Genomic DNA, 17,671 nt, shown 5'->3' with positions numbered 1-17,671 from the left:
GACATTATGGACAACGCACCGCTCATCCAAGCCCGTGACGTCACGGTCAGCTACCGCCGCCAGCGCGGCGACGAGCCGTTGACGGCGCTGGCCGGCGTCGACCTCGACATCGACGCCGGCGAGTTCGTGGCGATCGTCGGGCCGTCCGGATGCGGCAAGACGACGTTCCTCAACGTCGTGGCCGGGCTGGTACGGCCGGCCGCGGGCAGCGTGCGCGTGGCCGGGAAGGAGGTCACCGGACCCGGGCCCGACCGCGCGATGGTCTTCCAGGACTACGCGCTCATGCCCTGGCGCACGGTCGAGGCCAACATCCGCTTCGGCCTGGAGTTCCAGCGTCACGGGCTAACCCGCGACGCGGTTGCCGCGCGCGTGGCGGAGGCGCTCGAGCTCGTCTCGCTGCAGGGCTTCGAGCGCTCCTATCCGTACGAGCTGTCCGGCGGCATGCGCCAGCGCGTGGGCATCGCCCGCGCGCTCGTCGGGCGCCCGCAGATCCTGCTGGCCGACGAGCCGTTGGGCGCGGTGGACGCGATGACCCGCGAGGCGATGCAGGGCGAGCTGGAGCGCATCATCGCCGCCACCGGCCACACGACGATCCTCATCACGCACTCGATCGACGAGGCGCTCGCGCTGGCCGATCGGCTGGTGCTGATCTCCCACCGCCCGGGCACCGTGCGCGAGATCCTCGACGTGAACCTGCCCCGGCCGCGCTTCGACTACGACGTCAAGGCGCACCCCGACTACACGCCGCTGCGCGAGCACGTCTGGGACCTGCTCAAGGGCGAGGCGCTCGGTGCCAAGGAGCTGCGCGTATGAGGCGGCGGTTCCGGATGCCCGAGAACCGCTGGGCGCGGATCGGGCTCGTCGTCCTCAACGTCGCCATCTTCCTGGGGATCTGGGAGATCGTCGCCGAGCAGGAGTGGATCAACCCGCTGTTCTTCCCGGCCCCGTCGGCCACGTACCACGCGCTGATCGACGGCTTCTCCGACGGCACGTTGGGCGCGGCTCTGCTGTGGTCGCTGCGCTGCTTCGCGATCGGCATGATCGCCGCCGCGGTCGTGGGCATCCCTGTCGGGCTGCTGATGGGCACCAGCGACGCCGTCTACTCGCTGCTCAGCCCGTACGTGTGGGCGATGGCCTCGCTGCCCCGCGTGGCCATCACACCGCTGCTGATCCTGATCTTCGGCTTCTCGCAGATGGCCGAGCTGGTGCTGATCTTCTTGTCGGCGCTGTTCCCGATCATCATCAACTGCATGGCGGGTCCGAAGACCGTGGACCCGTCGCTGCTGCGGGCCGGGCGCGTGTTCGGCGCCTCCCGGCTGTCGCTGTACGTGAAGGTCGTCTTCCCGTTCACGTTGCCGTTCGTCGTCTCCGGGCTGAACCAGGGCCTGACGCGCGGACTCGTGGGCATGGTCATCGCCGAGATCTTCGGCGGCAACAACGGACTGGGCTACGTGATCCAGCGCGCCGGCGAGACGTTCGAGTCGCCGACGCTCTACGCGGCCCTGTTCCTGCTCGTGGTCATCTCGCTGACGCTCGTCCAGCTGCTGCGGTGGCTGGAGGTCCGTGTCGCGCCCTGGCGCAACCAGACGGTCGACGCGTGAGCGAGTCCTGATGGAGAGATCGCTCAACCCCACAGAAGGGATCGGTCGCATGAGGCGACACAACGGAGGGCGGCCGCGCATCGCGGCCGTGCTGGGCCTGCTGGCGGCGCTCACCGTGGCCGCGTGCGGCAGCTCCGGCGATGAGGACACGTCGACCACCCCGGCGGCGACCGGTGCGGCGACGCAGGCCGCTGAGACGACCGCGGTCAAGGACGCGAAGCTGACGATCGGGATGAACAGCCCGACGTACTCGACGCAGATGGTCACCTACGTGGCCAAGGACAAGGGCTTCTTCGCCGACGAGGGCATCAGCGACGTCGAGGTCGTGACCAGCGACGACTACGTGGCGGGCATGATCGGCGGCTCGATCGACATCACCCAGGGCGACACCGACGCGCTGCTGGCCGCCGCGGCCAAGAGCCCGGACCCGATCGTCCTGATCGCCAACTACCGCTACAAGGAGTTCCAGGAGCTGGCCGTCGGCAAGGGCATCGAGACGGCGGCCGACCTGAAGGGCAAGACGGTCACCGGCGGCGACCGCGGCGGGCGCAACGAGGCCGTCGTCAAGGAGCTGCTGACCAAGCTCGGCGTCAACCCCGACGACGTGAAGTTCGTCCCGCTCGGCGGCGGCTCCGACGACCGCCTGCAGGCGCTGCTGGCGGGCCAGATCGACGCGACGAACCTGTTCCCGCGGCACACGAATCCCCTGGCCGAGGGCGGCGGCAAGTTCCTGGTCAAGCAGGTCAAGGACGTGCCCCAGGAGAGCGTGGCCACCACCGGCACGTTCCTCGAGGACAACCGCCCGCTGGTCGACGCCTACCTGCGCGCGACGCTGAAGGCGCGGGCCTACATCGCCGACAAGGCCAACTGGCCCGAGGTGCTGCAGATCATGAAGGACAACGACTTCGAGGTCACCCCGGACTTCGAGGCCGTCTTCGACGACGAGGTCATCCAGGTCAGCCCCGACGGCGGCTTCTCGCCGACGGGCATGGACGACTTCATCACGGTCGAGCAGGAGCTGGACCTGCTGCCCGCGGACCTGGAGTGGCGCAAGTACTTCGACCTGCAGCCGCTGTGGGACGCCCAGGAGGCCGCCGGCCTGCCCCAGAACCCGCCGGCCGCGGAGGTCGAGGGCTCGTGACATCCGCCGGTCACCGCGTCGCCGTGCTGGGCACGCGGTACGCCGACCTCGCCGTCGAGGAGGCGGTCTGGGACGGCCTCGGTGTCGACGTGGTCCGCGGCTGGGGCGGCGATCCCGACGAGATCGCCGCCCTGGCGGCCGGCGCCGACGTGATCGTGGCCGGCTCGCCGCCGCGCTTCGACGCCGGCGTGCTGGAACGACTGTCCTGCCGGGCGATCGTGCGGGCCGGGGCGGGGGTCGAGACCGTCGACCTCGAGGCCGCCCGGGCCCGCGGGATCTGGGTGGTCAGCGTCCCGGACGCCAGCACCGAGGCGGTCGCCGTCCATGCGCTCACGCTGGCCCTGGCCGGAGTGCGGCGGTTGGGGGAGGCCGACCGCCTGGTGCGCTCGGGCGGCTGGGGGCTGGCCGACCTGCGCCCGCTGCGCCTGCCCTCGTCGCTGACCGCCGGCGTCGTCGGCCTGGGGCGCATCGGCCGTCGCGTCGGCGAGCTGCTGGCCGGCGTCGGCTTCACCGTGATCGGGCACGACCCGCTGGTCGCCGACAGCGTCGCGCTGGACGAGCTGCTGGAGCGCAGCGACGTCGTCACGCTGCACTGCCCGGCGACCGCTGACGGTCGACCCTTGCTGGGCGCGCGTGAGCTGGGCCGGATGCGCCCCGAGAGCGTGCTGGTCAACACGGCGCGCGGATCGCTCGTCGACCTCGACGCGCTGGCGGTCGCCCTGGCCGCCGGGCCCGTGCGCGTGGCCGCGCTGGACGTCTTCCCGTCCGAGCCGCCGCAGCTGAGCGCCCTCGACCTGGTCGCCGACCGCCTGATCCTCAGCCCGCATGCCGCCTGGTACAGCGAGGAGAGCGAGCTGGCGCTGCGTCGCGGCGCGGCCGAGGAGGTCGCCCGCCTGCTGCGGGGCGAGCGGCCGCACCACGTCGTCGTCGAGCCCGCCGCCGAGGTGGCACGATGAGCCGGCTGCTGGGGGAGCTGACCAGCCCACAGGTGGCGGCGGCGATCGCGCGCAGCCCGCGCGCCGTCCTGCCCGTCGGCTCGATCGAGCAGCACGGCGCCCACCTGCCTTGTGCGACCGACACGCTGGCCGCCGAGCTCGTGGCCGGCACGCTGGCCGAGCAGCTCGACGCGCTCGTCGCCTCGGTCGGTCCGTACGGCGTGACCCCACTGCACCGCGGCCGGCCGGGCACGATCTCCCTGCGGCGCGAGACGTTCGAGGCGCTGCTGCGCGACGTCGCCGGCGAGCTGATCGACATGGGCGTCCGCGAGCTCGTGCTGGTCAACTGGCACGAGGGCAACAACGCGTCGCTGGAGGCCGTCGCCGCCGAGTTGCAGCGCGCCACCGGCGCCACGTTCGTGCTGGCCCAGGCCTGCTACGCCGCCCAGCGCCTGTACGCGGGTCGCGGCGGCGAGCTGACCCACGGCGGATCGATCGAGACGCTGGCGGTGCTGGCCGCCGCGCCGCAGCTCGTGGACCTCGACGCCGTCGACGGCGGCGGGCGCTCCGAGCACGGCCACGCCGTCGACGCCATGCGCCGCTCGCGCGAGGTCTACGGCTTCGTCAGCGACGTCGCCGAGATCGACGCGGCGGGCTGGTACGGCGATCCGCACTGGGCGACCGACCAGGACCCCGGCGCGTTCGCCGCGACGATCGCCGATGCGCTGGCCGGCCCGGTCCGCGCGGTCCTGCAGATCCGAGCAACCGTCACCGAGAAGGGATGACCATGGCAGACAAGATCGGGCTGGCGCCCGTGGGATTGGGCCGCTGGGCCAAGGTGCTCTCGCGCGGGATCCAGCGCGGCGACGCCGTGGAGCTGATCAGCTGCTTCAGCCGCGACGCGGACCGCCGGGCGGCGTTCCAGGAGGAGTTCGGCGTGCCCAACGCGGCCGCCAGCTACGAGGAGCTGCTGGCCGACGATCGCGTCGAGGGCGTGATCATCACCACGCCGAACGACACCCACCGCGACCTGATCGTCCAGGCCCTGGAGGCGGGCAAGGGCGTCTACGTCGACAAGCCGATCGCCCACTCGCTCGAGGATGCGGTCGCGGTCTTCGACGCCGTGCAGTCCACCGGCCAGACGTTTGCCGTCGGCCACAGCGCCCGGCGGCTGGCCGGCTCGCGGGTGATGAAGGCGTGGATCGACGACGGGCGGCTGGGCGACGTCTCGCTGGCCGAGGCGAACTTCTCCAACGAGCGCGGCCTGGAGCTGACCACGGACACGTGGCGCTACTTCGCCGACCGCTCGCCGGGCGGCACGATGATCCAGCTCGGCGTGCACCACGCCGACAACCTCGAGTACCTGCTCGGGCCGATCAAGTCGGTGACCGCGCACGCGCGGCGCCTGTACACGCAGGCCGAGGTGCCCGATGCCGTGATGGCGATCCTCGAGTTCGAGTCGGGCGCGCTGGGCTATCTCGGCGCCGGCTGGGCCTCGCCGGGCATCTACACGATCAACCTCCAGGGCACCAAGCACAACCTGCGCTACGACCTGGACTTCACGCACTGGCACGAGTCCCACGAGGCCGACGACCACAGCTCGCTGGTCTCGCAGGGCTACGGGGAGTCGCAGCGCTCGCCGGTGGAGCTGCCGCGCACGGACATGTTCCGCGAGCAGCTGGAGGAGTTCGGCCGGGCGATCCGCGGCCAGGCGACCGTCGAGGTCGGCGCGCGCGAGGGGCTGCGGGCGCTGGCCGTGGTGCACGCGTCGCTGCGTTCGTCGGACCGCGCCGGGCAGGCGGTCGAGCTCGACGAGGTGCTGGAGAGCGCCGGGGCGGGCGCGCGCGCGGCATGATCGCCGCGTCGCTGGAGGGGCTGGCGTTCGCGGCGTTGCCGGGCCGATCGGCCGCCGATCCGCTGCCCGAGGCCGGCGCGCACGGGCTGACCACGCGCGTGGTCCGGGTCGAGGGACCGCGCCGGCGGCTGCATCGCCATCCCCACAGCGCCGAGCTGACCTACGTGCTGTCCGGGCGCGGCGAGCACGTGCAGGAGGACGAGCGGCGTGCCGTCGCCGCCGGAGACGTCGTGCTCGTGCCGGCGGGCGTGGCCCACGCCACCACCGCCGACCCCGGCGCCCCGTTGACGCTGCTGTGCGTGTTCCCGCACCCCGACCTGACGGCGAACATCGAGGAGCTCGACCGCGAGGTCGTGTTCGGTGGCTGAGCGCGCTCCGGCGGGCGCGCTGGTGGCCGGCGTCGGCCTGCTGGCCATCTCGACGCTGGCCTTCTTCCGCGTGCCGCTGCTGCCGTACATCGGCGGCGACCTGCAGCTGAGCGCGCCGCAGATCGGGGCCATCACGGTGATCTTCGCGCTCGGGCGGCTGGCTGCCGACCTCCCCGCCGGCACGCTGGCCGACCGGATCGCGCCGGGGCGCGCGTACGTCGGGGCGGGCCTGACCATGGCCGTGGGCAGCGCGACGATGGCCGCCGGGCACGGGCCGTGGCTGGTGTGGACCGGCGCGTTCGTCGTCGGCGTCGCGTCGTCGATCGCCAACACCTCGGGCATGACCTTCTTCTCGCGCAGCGCCCGAGCGCGCACGCGCGGGCGGTCGATGGCGGTGTTCTCCTCGGCGCTGCTGGTCGGGCAGTCGTTGGGGCCGGCGCTCAGCGGGGTGCTCACGGCGCTCACGTCGTGGCGCGGCGCGCTGCTGGTTGCCGCGGGCGGGGGTCTGGCCGTCGCGGTGGCCTGCGCGCGCGTCGGCGCGCCGCCGGCCGCGCCCGGCGGGTCGGGCCCGGTCGCGGTCGAGGCCGCCGACGCGCTCGCGGCGTCGGAGCTGGCCACGCTCTACGCCGTCTGCTTCACGGCGTTCTTCGCGCTCGGCGCGCTGCCGCAGACGCTCGTGCCGATCATCGGCGACGACGTGCTCGGGCTGGGCGCGGCCACGATCGGCCTGGCCGTCGGGATGGGCGGCGTCTGCCGGCTGATCGGCGCGTTCATCGCCGGCCTGGTCAGCGACCGGGTCGGGCGCAAGGCGGCGCTGGTGCCCGGGCTGCTGGCCACGGCGGGCGGTGTCGCGCTGCTGGGCGCGGTGGGCGGCACCGGCGTCTGGCTGGCCGCGATCGCGCTGATGTCGCTGGGCTCGATCGGCGTCACCGTCGGCGCCACGATCCTGGGCGATCGGACCGGCGCGGCGCGCTCCGGGCGCCGGTTCGGTCAGTACCGTCTCAGCGGTGATCTCGGGTTGCTGGCGGGTCCCCTCGTGGCGACGGTGCTCTACAGCGCGGTGAGCCACGACGCGCCGCTGATCGTCGTCGCCGCGATGCTCGTGGCCTGTGCCGCGGCCGTCGTCGCGCTGGTCCGCGAGTCGCACCCGCAGGCGGTCGCGGCATGAGCACCGACGCGCTGCACGACCGCGTCGCGCGCCACGTGCGCGAGCTGATCGCCGCCGACGGCCTCGGACCGGGCGACCAGCTGCCCACCGAGCGCGAGCTCGCCCACCGCCTGGGCATCAGCCGGGTGCCGATCCGCGAGGCCATCCGCACGCTCGCCGCGCTGGGCATCGTCGACGTCCGGGGGCGCCAGGGGATGTACGTCTCGTCGCGCAGCATCGACGCGACGGTCAACGAGCTGACCGGGGTCCTGCTGCGCCAGCACGCCGCGTTCGACGAGCTGTTCGCCGTCCGGCGGCTACTGGAGCCGGCCTCGGCGCAGTGGGCCGCGGCCCGGGCCACCGACGGCGACATCGCCGAGCTGCTCGATCTGGTGGCCGAGATGGAGGGCGCGGCGCTGGCCGAGCCGCCGGACTTCGACGCCTACCTGGAACGCGACGCGGCGCTGCACCTGCGCCTGGCCCAGGCGTCGGGCAACCACGTGCTGACGCGGATCCTGGAGGCCATCCAGGACCTGCACCGCGAGCAGATCGAGACCAGCTCGCGCTCGCGGGGCCGTGTCGACGAGGCGATCGTCGACCACCGCCGCATCATCGCCGCGATCGTCGCGCGCGACCCGGTCGCCGCGCACGAGGCGATGCTCGACCACCTGGCCCGCACCGAGCGCGCGGCGCTCGGCCGCCTCGAGGGCGAGGCCTGAGCCGCCCAGCGCGTCACGCGGTCGCGGGCTGGGCGTCCGGCGCCTCGAGCTGCTCGATCGCGCGGGGGCTGAGCAGCCATCCCGCAGCGCCCCGGTGCAGCAGCCCGTCCCGGGCCAGCTGACCCAGCGCGCTGGAGACCGGCGGCCGCGCGCCCCCGACGAGCGCGGCGATGATGTGGTGGGTGAGCGGGAGGGGCACCAGGAGGCCCTGCGGCGTGACCCGTCCCCAGCGCTGGCCCAGGCGCCAGAAGGTCAGCAGCAGCCGGTCGTCGATCCGCGGCATCCGGGCGATCGACAGCTGCAGCCCGATGCGGCTGTTCTGCAGGTCCTTGCGGTTGGCCAGCTCGATCAGGAGCGCGGGCCAACGCGCGGCCGCCGCGACGAAGCGCCGGTCCAGCGGCGCGAAGACCGTGGGCGTCAGGACCGTCCAGGCCGACTTCATCGGGCCGGGCACCGACAGGCCCGGATCGGCCCAGGGACGGATGACGTCCTGGGGCCCGAACAGGTGGCCGGTCACGCGATCGCCGAGCGTGGTCGTGCGCAGCACCGTGCCCTCCAGCATCAGGACGCCGAGGGCGTCGGCGTACTGCACGGCCAGCGCGTGCATCCGCCATGGCCCGACGCCTTGGCGGACCGCCGGCACCAGGAGCCGGGCCTGGGCGACCGGCCGCTCCTGCGCCGACAGCGTGTCGGCCAGATCGGGGTCCGCTTCCAGCAGGGCGACGCCGTTCATGAGTCCCTCGTCCCTCTCCGTGGATGAGCGTCGCTACCCCTTCTCGGCCGCGACGAACGACCACCGCCGAGCCGGTGCGCCGTTTTGTCCGACACCGGACGCCCCACACCTGGTGAGATGTGTGTCGATGACCGACTACGACGCGCTGATGCGCTCCAACCTCGAGCGCGTGTTCAACGAGCGCGACCCCGACCGCCGCGCCGCCGCACTGGCCGAGCTGTACGCCGACGACGCGGTGCTCTACGACCCCGAAGGCGAGGCGGACGGGCGCGAGGCGATCTCCGCGACCGTCGGCGCGCTGCTGGAGGGGCTACCGCCCGGGGCGACGTTCACCCCGACCGGTCCGGCCGTGGGCCATCACGGCATGGGACGCCTGCGCTGGGAGTCGGGCCCGGTCACCGGAACCGACGTGGTGACGGTCCGCGACGGGCGGATCGTCAGCCTCCACGTGTTCCTGGACTGAGTCCGGGCTCTGGCCCGAGCACGAACACCGCGGCCGCGATGACGGCCCCGACGACGCCGGTGCCGCCGCGGGTGCTCGTGCTCAGCGCGGCGATCGGCGCGGGGCACGACGTGCCCGGTCTGGTGCTCCTGCGCGAGCTGGTGGAGCTGGACCCGTCGGCCCATGCCCGGATGGAGGACGGCGTGGCGGCGATGGGCCCGCTCGTCGAGCGCGTGATCCTCGGCGGCTCCAACTACGAGTCGCGGCTGGGCAACTGGTTCTTCGACGGCAGCTACGCGCTGTTCACGCACGTCGGGCCGGTGCGCCGGTCGTTCGCGCGGGTCGGCCAGGCGGTGGGCGGGCCCGGGTTGCTGGCGTTGATCGCCCGCGAGCGACCCGACGTGATCGTGTCGACCTACCCGGGTGTGACCGAGGTGCTGGGCCGCCTGCGCCGCTGCGGGCGCCTGGACGTACCGCTGGTCTCGGCGATCACCGATCTGGCCGCGCTGCGCTACTGGGCCCATCCCGGGGTCGACCTGCACCTGATCACCCATCCGGAGTCGGCCGACGAGGTGCGCGCGATCGCCGGCCCGTCCGCCCGCGTGGTCACCGTGCGCGGCCTCAACGATCCCGCCTTCGCGATCCCGCGCGACCAGGACGCGGCGCGCGACGCGCTGGAGCTGCCCCGCGACCCGCAGGTCGTCGTCGTCTCCGGCGGCGGCTGGGGCGTGGGGGACCTGGAGGGCGCGGTGCAGACCGCGCTCGCCGCGGGCGACACGTTCGTCGTCGTCGTGTGCGGCAACAACGCCGACCTGCGCGCGCGGCTGACCGCGCGCTTCGGCGCCGAGCCGCGGGTGCGCGCGATCGGGTTCACCGACGCGCTGCCGGACTACCTGGCCGCCGCCGACGCGCTGATCCACTCGACCGCCGGGCTGACCGTGCTGGAGGCGGGCGTCCGCGGGTGCCCGACGATCTCCTACGGCTGGGGGCGCGGGCACATCCGGGCCAACAACCGCGCCTACGCCCGCCTCGGGCTGGCCCAGGTGGCCCGCGACCGGGCGGCGCTCGCCGTCGCGCTGCGCCGCGCGCTGGAGCACCGCCTGCCCATCGACACGGCCTTCGCCCGGCGCCCGTCAGCGGCGCGCGTGGTCCTCGACCTCGTGGCCGGCGGTGAGCACGTCGCCGATCGCGCGTGAGGCGCCCAGCAGCACGGCGCCCAAGGTGACGAGCGCGACGGCCAGGCCCAGACCGATCGCGCCGAGGACCGTCGTCCCCCACGGCTCGCCCAGCGCCAGCGGCGCGGCGATCACCGGCACGACCACCTGCGCGGCCAGGATCAGCGGCGCGACGCGCGCGGCGGACAGGCGCTGCAGCGCGCCCATCTCCGCGTTCAGCGCCAGCGCCCCGCCGCCCGCGGCCAGCGCGGCCCAGCCCACGGCCGGCAGCCAGCGCCCGTCCTCGATGGCGATGGCCAGCAGCGCCAGCGCGATCGCGGCCAGCGCGTCGCCGGCGGCGGCCGCGGCGACGCGCACCCGCGCCGAGTCGGCCCGCCGGCCGGCGTAGGGCGCCAGGGTGATCGCCACCAGCACGACGACCAGCACCGCCGTGGGGATCGGGCGCACCACGGCCGTGGCGTCCTCGTCGGTCAGCAGCGCGACGCCGATGACGCCGACGATGATCGTGCCGACGGCCAGCCACTCGCGCCGCCCGACCGTCTCGTGCAGCACAGACCGGGCCAGCAGCAGCAGCGCGACCAGCCCCAGCGCCAGGGTCGGTTGCACGAGCGTCAGCGGCGCCAGCGTCAGGGCCAGCACCTGCAGCGCGGCGCCGACGCCGCCCAGCGCGGTCGCGGCCAGCCACAGCGGCCGGCGCAGCAGCCGACCGAGCAGCCCCAGGCGCAGGCGCTCGTCGCCGCCGCCGGCGCGGCGCGCCTCCAGCGCCTGCAGCACGTAGGCCGTCTCGAAGGCCAGCGCCGCGGCGATCGCGACGAGGAACCCGCCGAGCATCAGCGGACTGCCATCATCGGGCGATGCGCCCGATCGTCATCGCCGCCGCGACCGCGGGCGCCGCCGCCACGGCCTGGACGCTGCCCGCGCTCACGCCGCTCGTCGCGTCGCTGTGCGGCCCGCTGGGCATCCAGCGCACGCTGGCCGACCCGGGCGCGACCGTGGCGCTGACCTTCGACGACGGCCCGCATCCCGTGGGCACGCCGGCCACGCTCGAGCTGCTGGCCGCCGCCGACGCGCGCGCGACGTTCTTCCTGGTCGGCGAGCAGGTGCGGCGCTGGCCCCAGGTGGCGGCGCAGATCGCCGCGGCGGGCCACGCGATCGGCCTGCACGGCGACCGCCATCGCAACCTGCTGCGCATCACGCCGCGAGCGCTGGCCGCCGATCTGGACCGCGGCCACGCCGAGATCGTGGCGGCGACCGGCGCCACCGTCGAGCGCTACCGCCCGCCCTACGGCATCTTCTCGCCCGCCGGCCTGGTGCTCGCCCGCCAGCGCGGCTGGACGCCGACGCTGTGGTCGCGCTGGGGGCGCGACTGGCGCAAGCACATCCGGCCCGAGCGGATCACTCGGCTGGTCAGCGACGGGGTGGTGGCCGGCGACGTTCTGCTGCTGCACGACGCCGACCATTACAGCGCCCGCGACTCGTGGCGCCGGATGGTGACGGCGCTGCCCCACGTCCTCGGACGGATCGAGCACGCGGGCCTGCGCAGCGTCGCGATGTAGCCCGGCGTCAGGCGCGCGCGGCGCGCAGCTGTCGGACGGCGATCGTGCCCAGGCCGGCGAGCAGGACGACGACCGCGAGGGTCAGGCGCAGGTGATCGACGACGAGATGCCAGCCGCCGGTGAGCAGGCCCAGCCCGAGCGCCGCGCCACCCAGCATCGCCACGAACACCAGCGCGGCGTCGCGGCGATCGCGCGTCCAGTCGATGCGTGCGATGAGCGCCGTGGGCACGGCCAGCAGCACGATCGTGCCGATCACGCTGACCGGGTCCGCGACCGCCTCGACCCCGCTGAGCAGCGCCGCCAGGGCGCCGGCCAGGATGCCGACGACGGCCAGGACGAGGCGCCGGCGCGTGAACGCGCCCCGGTGCAGGGAGCGGGCCCGCGAGGCCCGCGACACCGGGGCGGCGGCCGCCACCGCGAGCGGCGCGGGCGCCGGCTCGACGGCCGCCTCCTGTGAGCGGTGCCAGTCGACGTACTTGCGCGCGCCCTCGGCGAAGTTCGTCTCGGGCCGCCAGTCCAGCTCGTCGGCGGCGCGCGCGCCGCTGACCTCCGCGCCGCCGAAGTCCCCGGCGCGGCCCTCGGTGACGACGACGTCGACGTCCCCGATGATCTCGCTGACGGTGTCGGCAATCTGGCGGATCGTCACGTCCTCGTCGCCGACCAGGTTGTAGGTGCGGTCGGCGGCCACCGGCGCCAGACCGCGCACGACGCCCTCGGCCAGGTCCTCGACGTAGACGAACCGCCGCGACTGCAGGCCGCCGCCGGCCAGCGTGAGCGGCTCGCCGGCCAGCGCCTTGTTGACGAAGATCGGCAGCACCGCCGCCGGCCGCGCGCGCGGCCCGTAGGGGATGCCGAAGCGCAGGATCGTCGACTCGACGTTGTACAGCTCGCGGTAGCTGCGGCAGTACAGCTCGCCCGCCAGCTTCGTCGCGGTGTACAGGTGGGCGGGTGGCGGCAGGAGCGTGTCCTCGTCGACGCACGCGGCGTCGACATCGGAGTACACCCAGATCGTGGAGGCGTAGACGACGCGCACGTCGTCGCGACCGCGGCAGGCCTCCAGGACGTTGAGCGTGCCGCGCGCGTTCAGCGACTCGCTCCAGGCCGGGTCCTTGGCCACCTCGCCCACGTCGGCGGCCGCGGCCAGGTGGATGACCGCCCCGCAGCCGTCCACCGCCGCGCGGACCGTGTCGGGATCGAGCAGGTCGCCGACGACGGAGTCGACGTCCGGGTGGTAGGCGGACAGACGGCAGTCGAGGATCCGCGGCTTGTGGCCGGCCGCGATCAGGCGATCGACGACGTGGGAGCCGATGAAGCCGGCGCCGCCGGTGACGAGGACGCGGCTCATCGCATGTCTGGGTGGTAGTAGAGCGGGACGCACCAGTGGTTCTCGGCCACCCAATCGGTGTTGGGGAGGTCGTCGCCCGTGCCGAGGATGCGGTGGCACGGCTGGTCGTACACCTTGCCCGTTGACCGCTCGATCGATGCGAACACGATGTACTTGTAATGACCGGAGACCATCCCGTCGGGCAGCTGCAGGCGGTCGGGATGCCGGTCGTCGAGGACCTCGCGCGCGAAGCGGTTCTTCCAGGCCACGATCTCCGGGAGGCGCTCCACCTGGACGAGCCCGAGCGCCGCGGTGAACTCGCTCATGCGGAAGTTCAGCCCTTCGACGTCGTAGTCCGGCTTGCCGTAGTCGCGGAACTTGCGTGCGAACGCGAGCAGGTCCTCGTCGCGGGAGACGAGCACGCCGCCCTCGCCGGTCGAGATGGTCTTCGTGGCGTACAGGGAGTAGACGCCCGCGTCGCCGAAGCTGCCCGGGGTGCGATCGTCCCACGAGGCGCCATGGGCGTGGGCGCAGTCCTCGAGCAGGAAGACGCCCTCGGCCCGGCACAGCTCGGCGATCGCCTCGCTCTGGAACGCCAGGTGGCCGCCGATGTGCACGAGGACACACGCGCGCGGGCGGTGCTCCTGGATCTTGCGCTCGATGTCGGCCAGCGAGGCGCACAGGTCGTCGCGGTTGCAGTCGACGAAGACCGGCCGGCCGCCCGCGGCGATGATGGCCAGGGGCGTGGCCATGAACGTGTTCGACGGGCACAGCACGGCCTGGCCGCGCACGCCGGCGTACTCCAGCGCCGCGACCGCGCCACCGGACCACGAGCCCATCGCGACGGCGCCGAGCCGGTTGAACGCGGACCAGGCGGCCTCGAAGCGGCGGTTCATCTCGCCGTGGGACCACTGGCCGCTGTCGATCACCTCGTCCCACAGGGTGTGGAGCCGGTCCCTGTCTCGTGGATCGAAGCCGATGGCGAAACGGCTCGCGTCGGCCGGCAGGGCAGGAGGTGAGGTCATCGGCGGCGGAATCTAACGGCCACGGCTCGGCCGTGCTCGCGCCGTTCAGGTCCGCGCAAGGTGCGCCGCCGCATCCTGGCGACCATGACCACTCGCCAGATGTTGAACAAGGTGCCCGAGGTCACCCTGTTCTTCTGGATCATCAAGATCCTCTGCACGACCGTCGGAGAGACGGCGGCCGACTACCTCAACGTGAACCTGGGCTTCGGCCTGAGCAACACCACCTACGTGACGGGCGCGTTGCTCGCGGTGCTGCTGCTGGTCCAGTTCCGTCTGCGCAGGTACGTGCCCGCCGTGTACTGGGCCGTCGTCGTGGTGATCAGCGTGTTCGGCACGTTGATCACCGACAACCTGACCGATCGCTACAACGTGCCGCTGACGACGAGCACGTGGGCGTTCTCGTTGATCCTGGCGGCGGTGTTCATCGTGTGGTTCGCGGTCGAGCGCACGCTGTCGATCCACTCGATCGTCACGACGAGGCGTGAGGCGTTCTACTGGCTGGCCATCCTGGCCACGTTCGCGCTGGGGACCGCTGCGGGCGACCTGGTGGGCGAGAAGGCCAACCTCGGCTACTTCGTCTCGATCCTGGTGTTCGGCGGGGTGATCGCGCTGATCGCCGTCGGCCACTTCGTGTTCGGCCTCAACGCGGTGCTGACGTTCTGGGCGGCCTACATCATGACCCGGCCGCTGGGCGCGTCCGTCGGGGACTTCCTGACCCAGAGCAGCCACAAGTTCGGCGGCCTGGGGCTGGGCACCACGGTGGTCAGCTACGTGTTCCTGGCCTGCATCCTGGCGCTGGTCACGTACCTGTCGATCACCAAGCGCGACCAGACCCCACCGACCCTCGCGGCACGCAACGCATGACCGCGACGACGACGATGGTGGCGTCGGTCAGCACCCAGCTGACCGACGCCATCGGCAGTTCGGCCGTCATCGCGGTGTTCGCGCTGATGGCGGTCGATGCGCTGCTGCCCGTGGGCGGCGAGCTGATCATGCTCTACGCCGGCGTGGTCGCCGCGGGCGCCATCAACGGCGCCCAGGTGCGCCTGTTCGGCACCACGCTGGGCACCGGCCTGGAGGGCTACGTGGCGCTGGTCGCGGCGGGCACGCTGGGCTACACGTTCGGCGGGCTGGTCGGCTGGTGGATCGGCCGGGCCGGCGGGCGTCCGTTCCTGGAGCGACGCGGGCGTTGGCTGCATCTGTCGCCCGAGCGCGTCCAGCGGGCCGAGGACTGGTTCGCCCGCTACGGCACGCCGGCGGTCCTGATCGGCCGCCTCACGCCGATCGTGCGGTCGTTCATCTCGATCCCGGCCGGCGCGTTCGGCGTCCCGTTCGGGCGCTACTCGGCGCTGACCGTGCTCGGGTCGCTGATCTGGTGCGCGGCGTTCGCCGGCGCGGGGTGGGCGGCCGGGGGCAGCTGGCACAGCATCCACCACGCGTTCGGCTTCGTGGATCTGGCCTTCGGGCTGCTGCTGATCGCGATCGCCGGCGTGATCGGCGCGGCCGTGCTGCGAGCGCGCCGGCGGCGGCAGACGGTGGGGTAGCCCCGCCGGGAAAGTTAGGCTACCCTCACGCAGAACTACACGGCGTGTAGTTGTCACCTGCCATGTTCTCGAACTACCTGATCGGCCTGCGTGAGGGCCTCGAAGCCGCGCTCGTGGTCAGCATTCTGCTGGCCTACCTGGTCAAGGTCGAGCGGCGCGACCGCCTGCCGCTCGTCGCGGGCGGCGTGGTCGTGGCGATCGTGGTCAGCGCCGCGTTCGGCGCGCTGCTGACCTACACCTCGACGAACCTCCTGTCGGACTTCAAGAGCCAGGAGATCTTCGGCGGCACGCTCTCGGCGATCGCCGTGGTGTTCGTGACCTGGATGGTCTTCTGGATGCGGCGCACCGCGCGCGGCATGCGCGGCGATCTGGACGAGCGCATGTCGTCGGCGCTCCAGCTGGGCGCGTTCGCCGTCGTGCTGACCGCGTTCCTGGCCGTCGCTCGCGAGGGGTTGGAGACCGCGCTGTTCTTCTGGTCGGCGGTCGAGGCGGCCGGCAGCACGACGGCGCCGGTCGTCGGGTTCTCGTTGGGCATCGTCACCGCGGTGGTGCTGGCCTGGCTGCTGTATCGCCGCTCGGTCAAGCTCAACCTGGCCCGCTTCTTCACCTGGACCGGGGCGGGCCTGATCGTCGTCGCCGCCGGGGTGCTGGCCTACGCCGTGCACGACCTGCAGGAGGGCGGCGTGATCGGCGGGCTGGACAACCTCGCCTTCGACGTCAGCGACACGATCCCGCCGGGCTCCTGGTACGCGACCCTCCTGCGCGGGATCTTCAACTTCACCCCGCAGACCACGGTCGCCCAGGCGGTCGCCTGGCTGGCCTATCTGATCCCGGTCATGGCGCTGTTCCTGCTGACCGGCCGCAGCAAGCGCGCACCCGCCGCGGTGCGCCCCGTCCCGTCTTCGCCGTCCGGAAGCTGAGGAGTACCCGTGCATCTGCCCGTTGGCCGCATCGTGCCGCTGCCGTTGGCCGCCGCCCTGTCCGCCGCGCTCGTCGCCGGGTGCGGCGGCGGAGGCGACTCCGGCGGGGCGGCCTCGACCGGCAGCCAGATCAGCGTCAACGCCGGCGACACGACCTGCGAGGTGGGGAAGGCCAGCCTGCCGTCGGGGCGCCACACCTTCGAGGTCTCCAACACCGCCTCCCAGGTCACCGAGGTGTACGTGTACGCGCCGGGCGACCGCATCATGGGCGAGGTCGAGAACGTCGGCCCGGCCACCAAGCGCAACCTGATCGTCGACCTCCCCGCGGGCGACTACGAGGTGGCCTGCAAGCCCGGCATGGTCGGCAACGGCAACCGCACCGCGTTGAAGGTCAGCGGCGCGGCGCCACCCAAGCAGACCCTCGACGAGCAGCTGCAGGCGGCGGTCGACGACTACCGCACCTACGTGCGCCACGAGACCAACGCGCTGGTCGACACGACAGCGACGTTCACCGACGCGATCGCCGCCGGCGACCTCGCGGCGGCTCAGAAGGCCTACGCGCCCGCGCGCCTGCACTACGAGCGCATCGAGCCGATCGCGGAGTCCTTCGGGGACCTCGATCCGCTGATCGACATGCGCATCGACGACGCCACCGCGGGCACGCGGTTCGTCGGGTTCCACGCGCTGGAGCAGCTGCTGTTCGCCAAGCAGACGCTGGCCGGCACGCAGGGTCTGGCCAGCGCGCTGACCGCCGACGTCGCGAAGCTGCGCAACCTGGTCAAGACCGTCGAGATCACGCCGCTGACGATGGGCAACGGCGCGAAGTCGCTGCTCGACGAGGTGGCCAAGTCGAAGGTCACCGGCGAGGAGGAGCGCTACTCGCGCATCGACCTGCTCGACTTCGCCGGCAACGTCGACGGCGCCCGGTACGTCTACAGCGCGCTGCGCCCGGCGCTGCAGGCGCGCGACCCGCAGCTGGTGCGCACGCTCGACGAGCGCTTTCCGGCGCTCGTCGGCCTGCTCGACACCCATCAGGCCAAGCCGGGCGACGAGGGGTACGTGCCGGGCAGCCCGTACGTCTCCTACGACGCGCTGACCCCGGACGACGTCAAGGCCCTGGCCGTCGAGGTCGACGCCATCTCCGAGCCGCTGGGCCGGATCAGCGGTGTCGTGACCAGCGAGTGAC

20 protein-coding genes are annotated in these 17,671 nt (G+C 73.1%); 16 read left to right on the top strand and 4 right to left on the bottom strand.

What is annotated here, in order from left to right:
* The first annotated feature begins 6 nt into the window (after positions 1-6).
* From ACZ5UI_RS09655 to ACZ5UI_RS09615, 9 genes are read left to right on the top strand one after another with little or no spacing between them, the layout of a single operon-like run.
* Entirely contained in the window at positions 7-813 is an 807-nt protein-coding gene (locus ACZ5UI_RS09655) for an ABC transporter ATP-binding protein (protein ID WP_464196661.1), read from the top strand.
* Complete coding sequence (locus ACZ5UI_RS09650) at positions 810-1,601, top strand: ABC transporter permease (protein WP_464196659.1); 792 nt, start codon at positions 810-812, stop codon at positions 1,599-1,601. Before ACZ5UI_RS09655 ends, ACZ5UI_RS09650 begins: the two co-directional genes overlap by 4 nt.
* A gap of 49 nt (positions 1,602-1,650) precedes the next feature.
* Positions 1,651-2,742, top strand: a complete 1,092-nt coding sequence (locus tag ACZ5UI_RS09645; RefSeq protein WP_464196657.1) for an ABC transporter substrate-binding protein — start codon at positions 1,651-1,653, stop codon at positions 2,740-2,742.
* Entirely contained in the window at positions 2,739-3,698 is a 960-nt protein-coding gene (locus tag ACZ5UI_RS09640; RefSeq protein WP_464196655.1) for a C-terminal binding protein, read from the top strand. Before ACZ5UI_RS09645 ends, ACZ5UI_RS09640 begins: the two co-directional genes overlap by 4 nt.
* Positions 3,695-4,462, top strand: a complete 768-nt coding sequence (locus ACZ5UI_RS09635) for a creatininase family protein (protein ID WP_464196653.1) — start codon at positions 3,695-3,697, stop codon at positions 4,460-4,462. The genes ACZ5UI_RS09640 and ACZ5UI_RS09635 overlap by 4 nt, the downstream gene beginning before the upstream one ends.
* A gap of 2 nt (positions 4,463-4,464) precedes the next feature.
* Positions 4,465-5,532: a Gfo/Idh/MocA family protein gene (locus ACZ5UI_RS09630; protein ID WP_464196651.1), complete on the top strand. Its 1,068-nt coding sequence runs from the start codon at positions 4,465-4,467 to the stop codon at positions 5,530-5,532.
* Positions 5,529-5,900 (top strand): cupin domain-containing protein, encoded by a 372-nt coding sequence (locus ACZ5UI_RS09625; RefSeq protein WP_464196649.1) that lies wholly within the window; start codon positions 5,529-5,531, stop codon positions 5,898-5,900. The genes ACZ5UI_RS09630 and ACZ5UI_RS09625 overlap by 4 nt, the downstream gene beginning before the upstream one ends.
* Positions 5,893-7,068, top strand: coding sequence for an MFS transporter (locus ACZ5UI_RS09620; protein ID WP_464196647.1), 1,176 nt, complete (start codon positions 5,893-5,895; stop codon positions 7,066-7,068). The genes ACZ5UI_RS09625 and ACZ5UI_RS09620 overlap by 8 nt, the downstream gene beginning before the upstream one ends.
* Entirely contained in the window at positions 7,065-7,766 is a 702-nt protein-coding gene (locus ACZ5UI_RS09615) for a FadR/GntR family transcriptional regulator (RefSeq protein ID WP_464196645.1), read from the top strand. The genes ACZ5UI_RS09620 and ACZ5UI_RS09615 overlap by 4 nt, the downstream gene beginning before the upstream one ends.
* A 13-nt stretch (positions 7,767-7,779) precedes the next feature.
* Here the strand turns inward: ACZ5UI_RS09615 and ACZ5UI_RS09610 are convergent, their stop codons facing one another.
* Positions 7,780-8,499, bottom strand: coding sequence for a helix-turn-helix domain-containing protein (locus ACZ5UI_RS09610; RefSeq protein WP_464196643.1), 720 nt, complete (start codon positions 8,497-8,499; stop codon positions 7,780-7,782).
* Between the two features lie 127 nt (positions 8,500-8,626).
* Between ACZ5UI_RS09610 and ACZ5UI_RS09605 the strand changes: the two genes are divergently transcribed.
* Together ACZ5UI_RS09605 and ACZ5UI_RS09600 are read left to right on the top strand one after the other, a co-directional pair.
* Complete coding sequence (locus tag ACZ5UI_RS09605) at positions 8,627-8,962, top strand: nuclear transport factor 2 family protein (RefSeq protein ID WP_464196641.1); 336 nt, start codon at positions 8,627-8,629, stop codon at positions 8,960-8,962.
* Positions 8,963-9,000: 38 nt separating this feature from the next.
* Positions 9,001-10,137: an MGDG synthase family glycosyltransferase gene (locus ACZ5UI_RS09600; RefSeq protein ID WP_464196639.1), complete on the top strand. Its 1,137-nt coding sequence runs from the start codon at positions 9,001-9,003 to the stop codon at positions 10,135-10,137.
* Here ACZ5UI_RS09600 and ACZ5UI_RS09595 read toward each other — a convergent pair.
* On the bottom strand, positions 10,075-10,947 hold the full coding sequence (locus tag ACZ5UI_RS09595; protein WP_464196637.1) for a hypothetical protein: 873 nt from the start codon (positions 10,945-10,947) through the stop codon (positions 10,075-10,077). The genes ACZ5UI_RS09600 and ACZ5UI_RS09595 overlap by 63 nt on opposite strands.
* Positions 10,948-10,970: 23 nt before the next feature.
* Here ACZ5UI_RS09595 and ACZ5UI_RS09590 point away from each other — a divergent pair, with 23 nt between their 5' ends.
* Positions 10,971-11,672, top strand: a complete 702-nt coding sequence (locus tag ACZ5UI_RS09590) for a polysaccharide deacetylase family protein (RefSeq protein ID WP_464196635.1) — start codon at positions 10,971-10,973, stop codon at positions 11,670-11,672.
* 7 nt (positions 11,673-11,679) lie between these two features.
* Here ACZ5UI_RS09590 and ACZ5UI_RS09585 read toward each other — a convergent pair whose 3' ends face one another.
* Entirely contained in the window at positions 11,680-13,017 is a 1,338-nt protein-coding gene (locus tag ACZ5UI_RS09585; RefSeq protein ID WP_464196633.1) for an NAD-dependent epimerase/dehydratase family protein, read from the bottom strand.
* The gene (locus ACZ5UI_RS09580; RefSeq protein ID WP_464196631.1) at positions 13,014-14,021 is read right to left on the bottom strand and encodes a DegT/DnrJ/EryC1/StrS family aminotransferase; all 1,008 of its coding nucleotides are present in this window, start codon (positions 14,019-14,021) and stop codon (positions 13,014-13,016) included. The genes ACZ5UI_RS09585 and ACZ5UI_RS09580 overlap by 4 nt, the downstream gene beginning before the upstream one ends.
* Before the next feature lie 84 nt (positions 14,022-14,105).
* Here ACZ5UI_RS09580 and ACZ5UI_RS09575 point away from each other — a divergent pair, with 84 nt between their 5' ends.
* The 4 genes from ACZ5UI_RS09575 to efeO all read left to right on the top strand — a co-directional run bounded on the left by ACZ5UI_RS09575 (position 14,106) and on the right by efeO (position 17,670).
* Entirely contained in the window at positions 14,106-14,885 is a 780-nt protein-coding gene (locus ACZ5UI_RS09575) for a COG4705 family protein (RefSeq protein WP_464196629.1), read from the top strand.
* Positions 14,882-15,565 (top strand): DedA family protein, encoded by a 684-nt coding sequence (locus ACZ5UI_RS09570; RefSeq protein ID WP_464196627.1) that lies wholly within the window; start codon positions 14,882-14,884, stop codon positions 15,563-15,565. Before ACZ5UI_RS09575 ends, ACZ5UI_RS09570 begins: the two co-directional genes overlap by 4 nt.
* 62 nt (positions 15,566-15,627) lie before the next feature.
* Positions 15,628-16,485 (top strand): iron uptake transporter permease EfeU, encoded by an 858-nt coding sequence (gene efeU, locus ACZ5UI_RS09565; protein ID WP_464196625.1) that lies wholly within the window; start codon positions 15,628-15,630, stop codon positions 16,483-16,485.
* Between the two features lie 9 nt (positions 16,486-16,494).
* Positions 16,495-17,670 carry an iron uptake system protein EfeO gene (gene efeO / locus ACZ5UI_RS09560; RefSeq protein ID WP_464196623.1) on the top strand — a complete coding sequence of 392 codons (1,176 nt, stop codon included), beginning with the start codon at positions 16,495-16,497 and terminating at the stop codon, positions 17,668-17,670.
* The last annotated feature ends 1 nt before the right edge of the window (position 17,671 follow it).

It is taken from the genome of Conexibacter sp. JCM 18997 (genome assembly GCF_055391915.1).
The sequence above is the reverse complement of the archived record's forward strand: the minus strand, read 5'-3'. Positions and strand labels throughout refer to the sequence as shown.

What these genes read in the sequence shown, in the direction of transcription:
- ACZ5UI_RS09625 (WP_464196649.1), top strand. Translation starts at nt 5,529, where the DNA reads ATGATCGCCGCGTCGCTGGAGGGGCTGGCGTTCGCGGCGTTGCCGGGC.
- ACZ5UI_RS09605 (WP_464196641.1), top strand. Translation starts at nt 8,627, where the DNA reads ATGACCGACTACGACGCGCTGATGCGCTCCAACCTCGAGCGCGTGTTC.
- ACZ5UI_RS09570 (WP_464196627.1), top strand. Translation starts at nt 14,882, where the DNA reads ATGACCGCGACGACGACGATGGTGGCGTCGGTCAGCACCCAGCTGACC.
- ACZ5UI_RS09635 (WP_464196653.1), top strand. Translation starts at nt 3,695, where the DNA reads ATGAGCCGGCTGCTGGGGGAGCTGACCAGCCCACAGGTGGCGGCGGCG.
- ACZ5UI_RS09575 (WP_464196629.1), top strand. Translation starts at nt 14,106, where the DNA reads ATGACCACTCGCCAGATGTTGAACAAGGTGCCCGAGGTCACCCTGTTC.
- ACZ5UI_RS09650 (WP_464196659.1), top strand. Translation starts at nt 810, where the DNA reads ATGAGGCGGCGGTTCCGGATGCCCGAGAACCGCTGGGCGCGGATCGGG.
- ACZ5UI_RS09580 (WP_464196631.1), bottom strand. Translation starts at nt 14,021, where the DNA reads ATGACCTCACCTCCTGCCCTGCCGGCCGACGCGAGCCGTTTCGCCATC.
- ACZ5UI_RS09655 (WP_464196661.1), top strand. Translation starts at nt 7, where the DNA reads ATGGACAACGCACCGCTCATCCAAGCCCGTGACGTCACGGTCAGCTAC.
- efeU (WP_464196625.1), top strand. Translation starts at nt 15,628, where the DNA reads ATGTTCTCGAACTACCTGATCGGCCTGCGTGAGGGCCTCGAAGCCGCG.
- ACZ5UI_RS09610 (WP_464196643.1), bottom strand. Translation starts at nt 8,499, where the DNA reads ATGAACGGCGTCGCCCTGCTGGAAGCGGACCCCGATCTGGCCGACACG.
- ACZ5UI_RS09645 (WP_464196657.1), top strand. Translation starts at nt 1,651, where the DNA reads ATGAGGCGACACAACGGAGGGCGGCCGCGCATCGCGGCCGTGCTGGGC.
- ACZ5UI_RS09630 (WP_464196651.1), top strand. Translation starts at nt 4,465, where the DNA reads ATGGCAGACAAGATCGGGCTGGCGCCCGTGGGATTGGGCCGCTGGGCC.
- ACZ5UI_RS09600 (WP_464196639.1), top strand. Translation starts at nt 9,001, where the DNA reads ATGACGGCCCCGACGACGCCGGTGCCGCCGCGGGTGCTCGTGCTCAGC.
- ACZ5UI_RS09585 (WP_464196633.1), bottom strand. Translation starts at nt 13,017, where the DNA reads ATGAGCCGCGTCCTCGTCACCGGCGGCGCCGGCTTCATCGGCTCCCAC.
- ACZ5UI_RS09590 (WP_464196635.1), top strand. Translation starts at nt 10,971, where the DNA reads ATGCGCCCGATCGTCATCGCCGCCGCGACCGCGGGCGCCGCCGCCACG.
- ACZ5UI_RS09595 (WP_464196637.1), bottom strand. Translation starts at nt 10,947, where the DNA reads ATGCTCGGCGGGTTCCTCGTCGCGATCGCCGCGGCGCTGGCCTTCGAG.
- ACZ5UI_RS09615 (WP_464196645.1), top strand. Translation starts at nt 7,065, where the DNA reads ATGAGCACCGACGCGCTGCACGACCGCGTCGCGCGCCACGTGCGCGAG.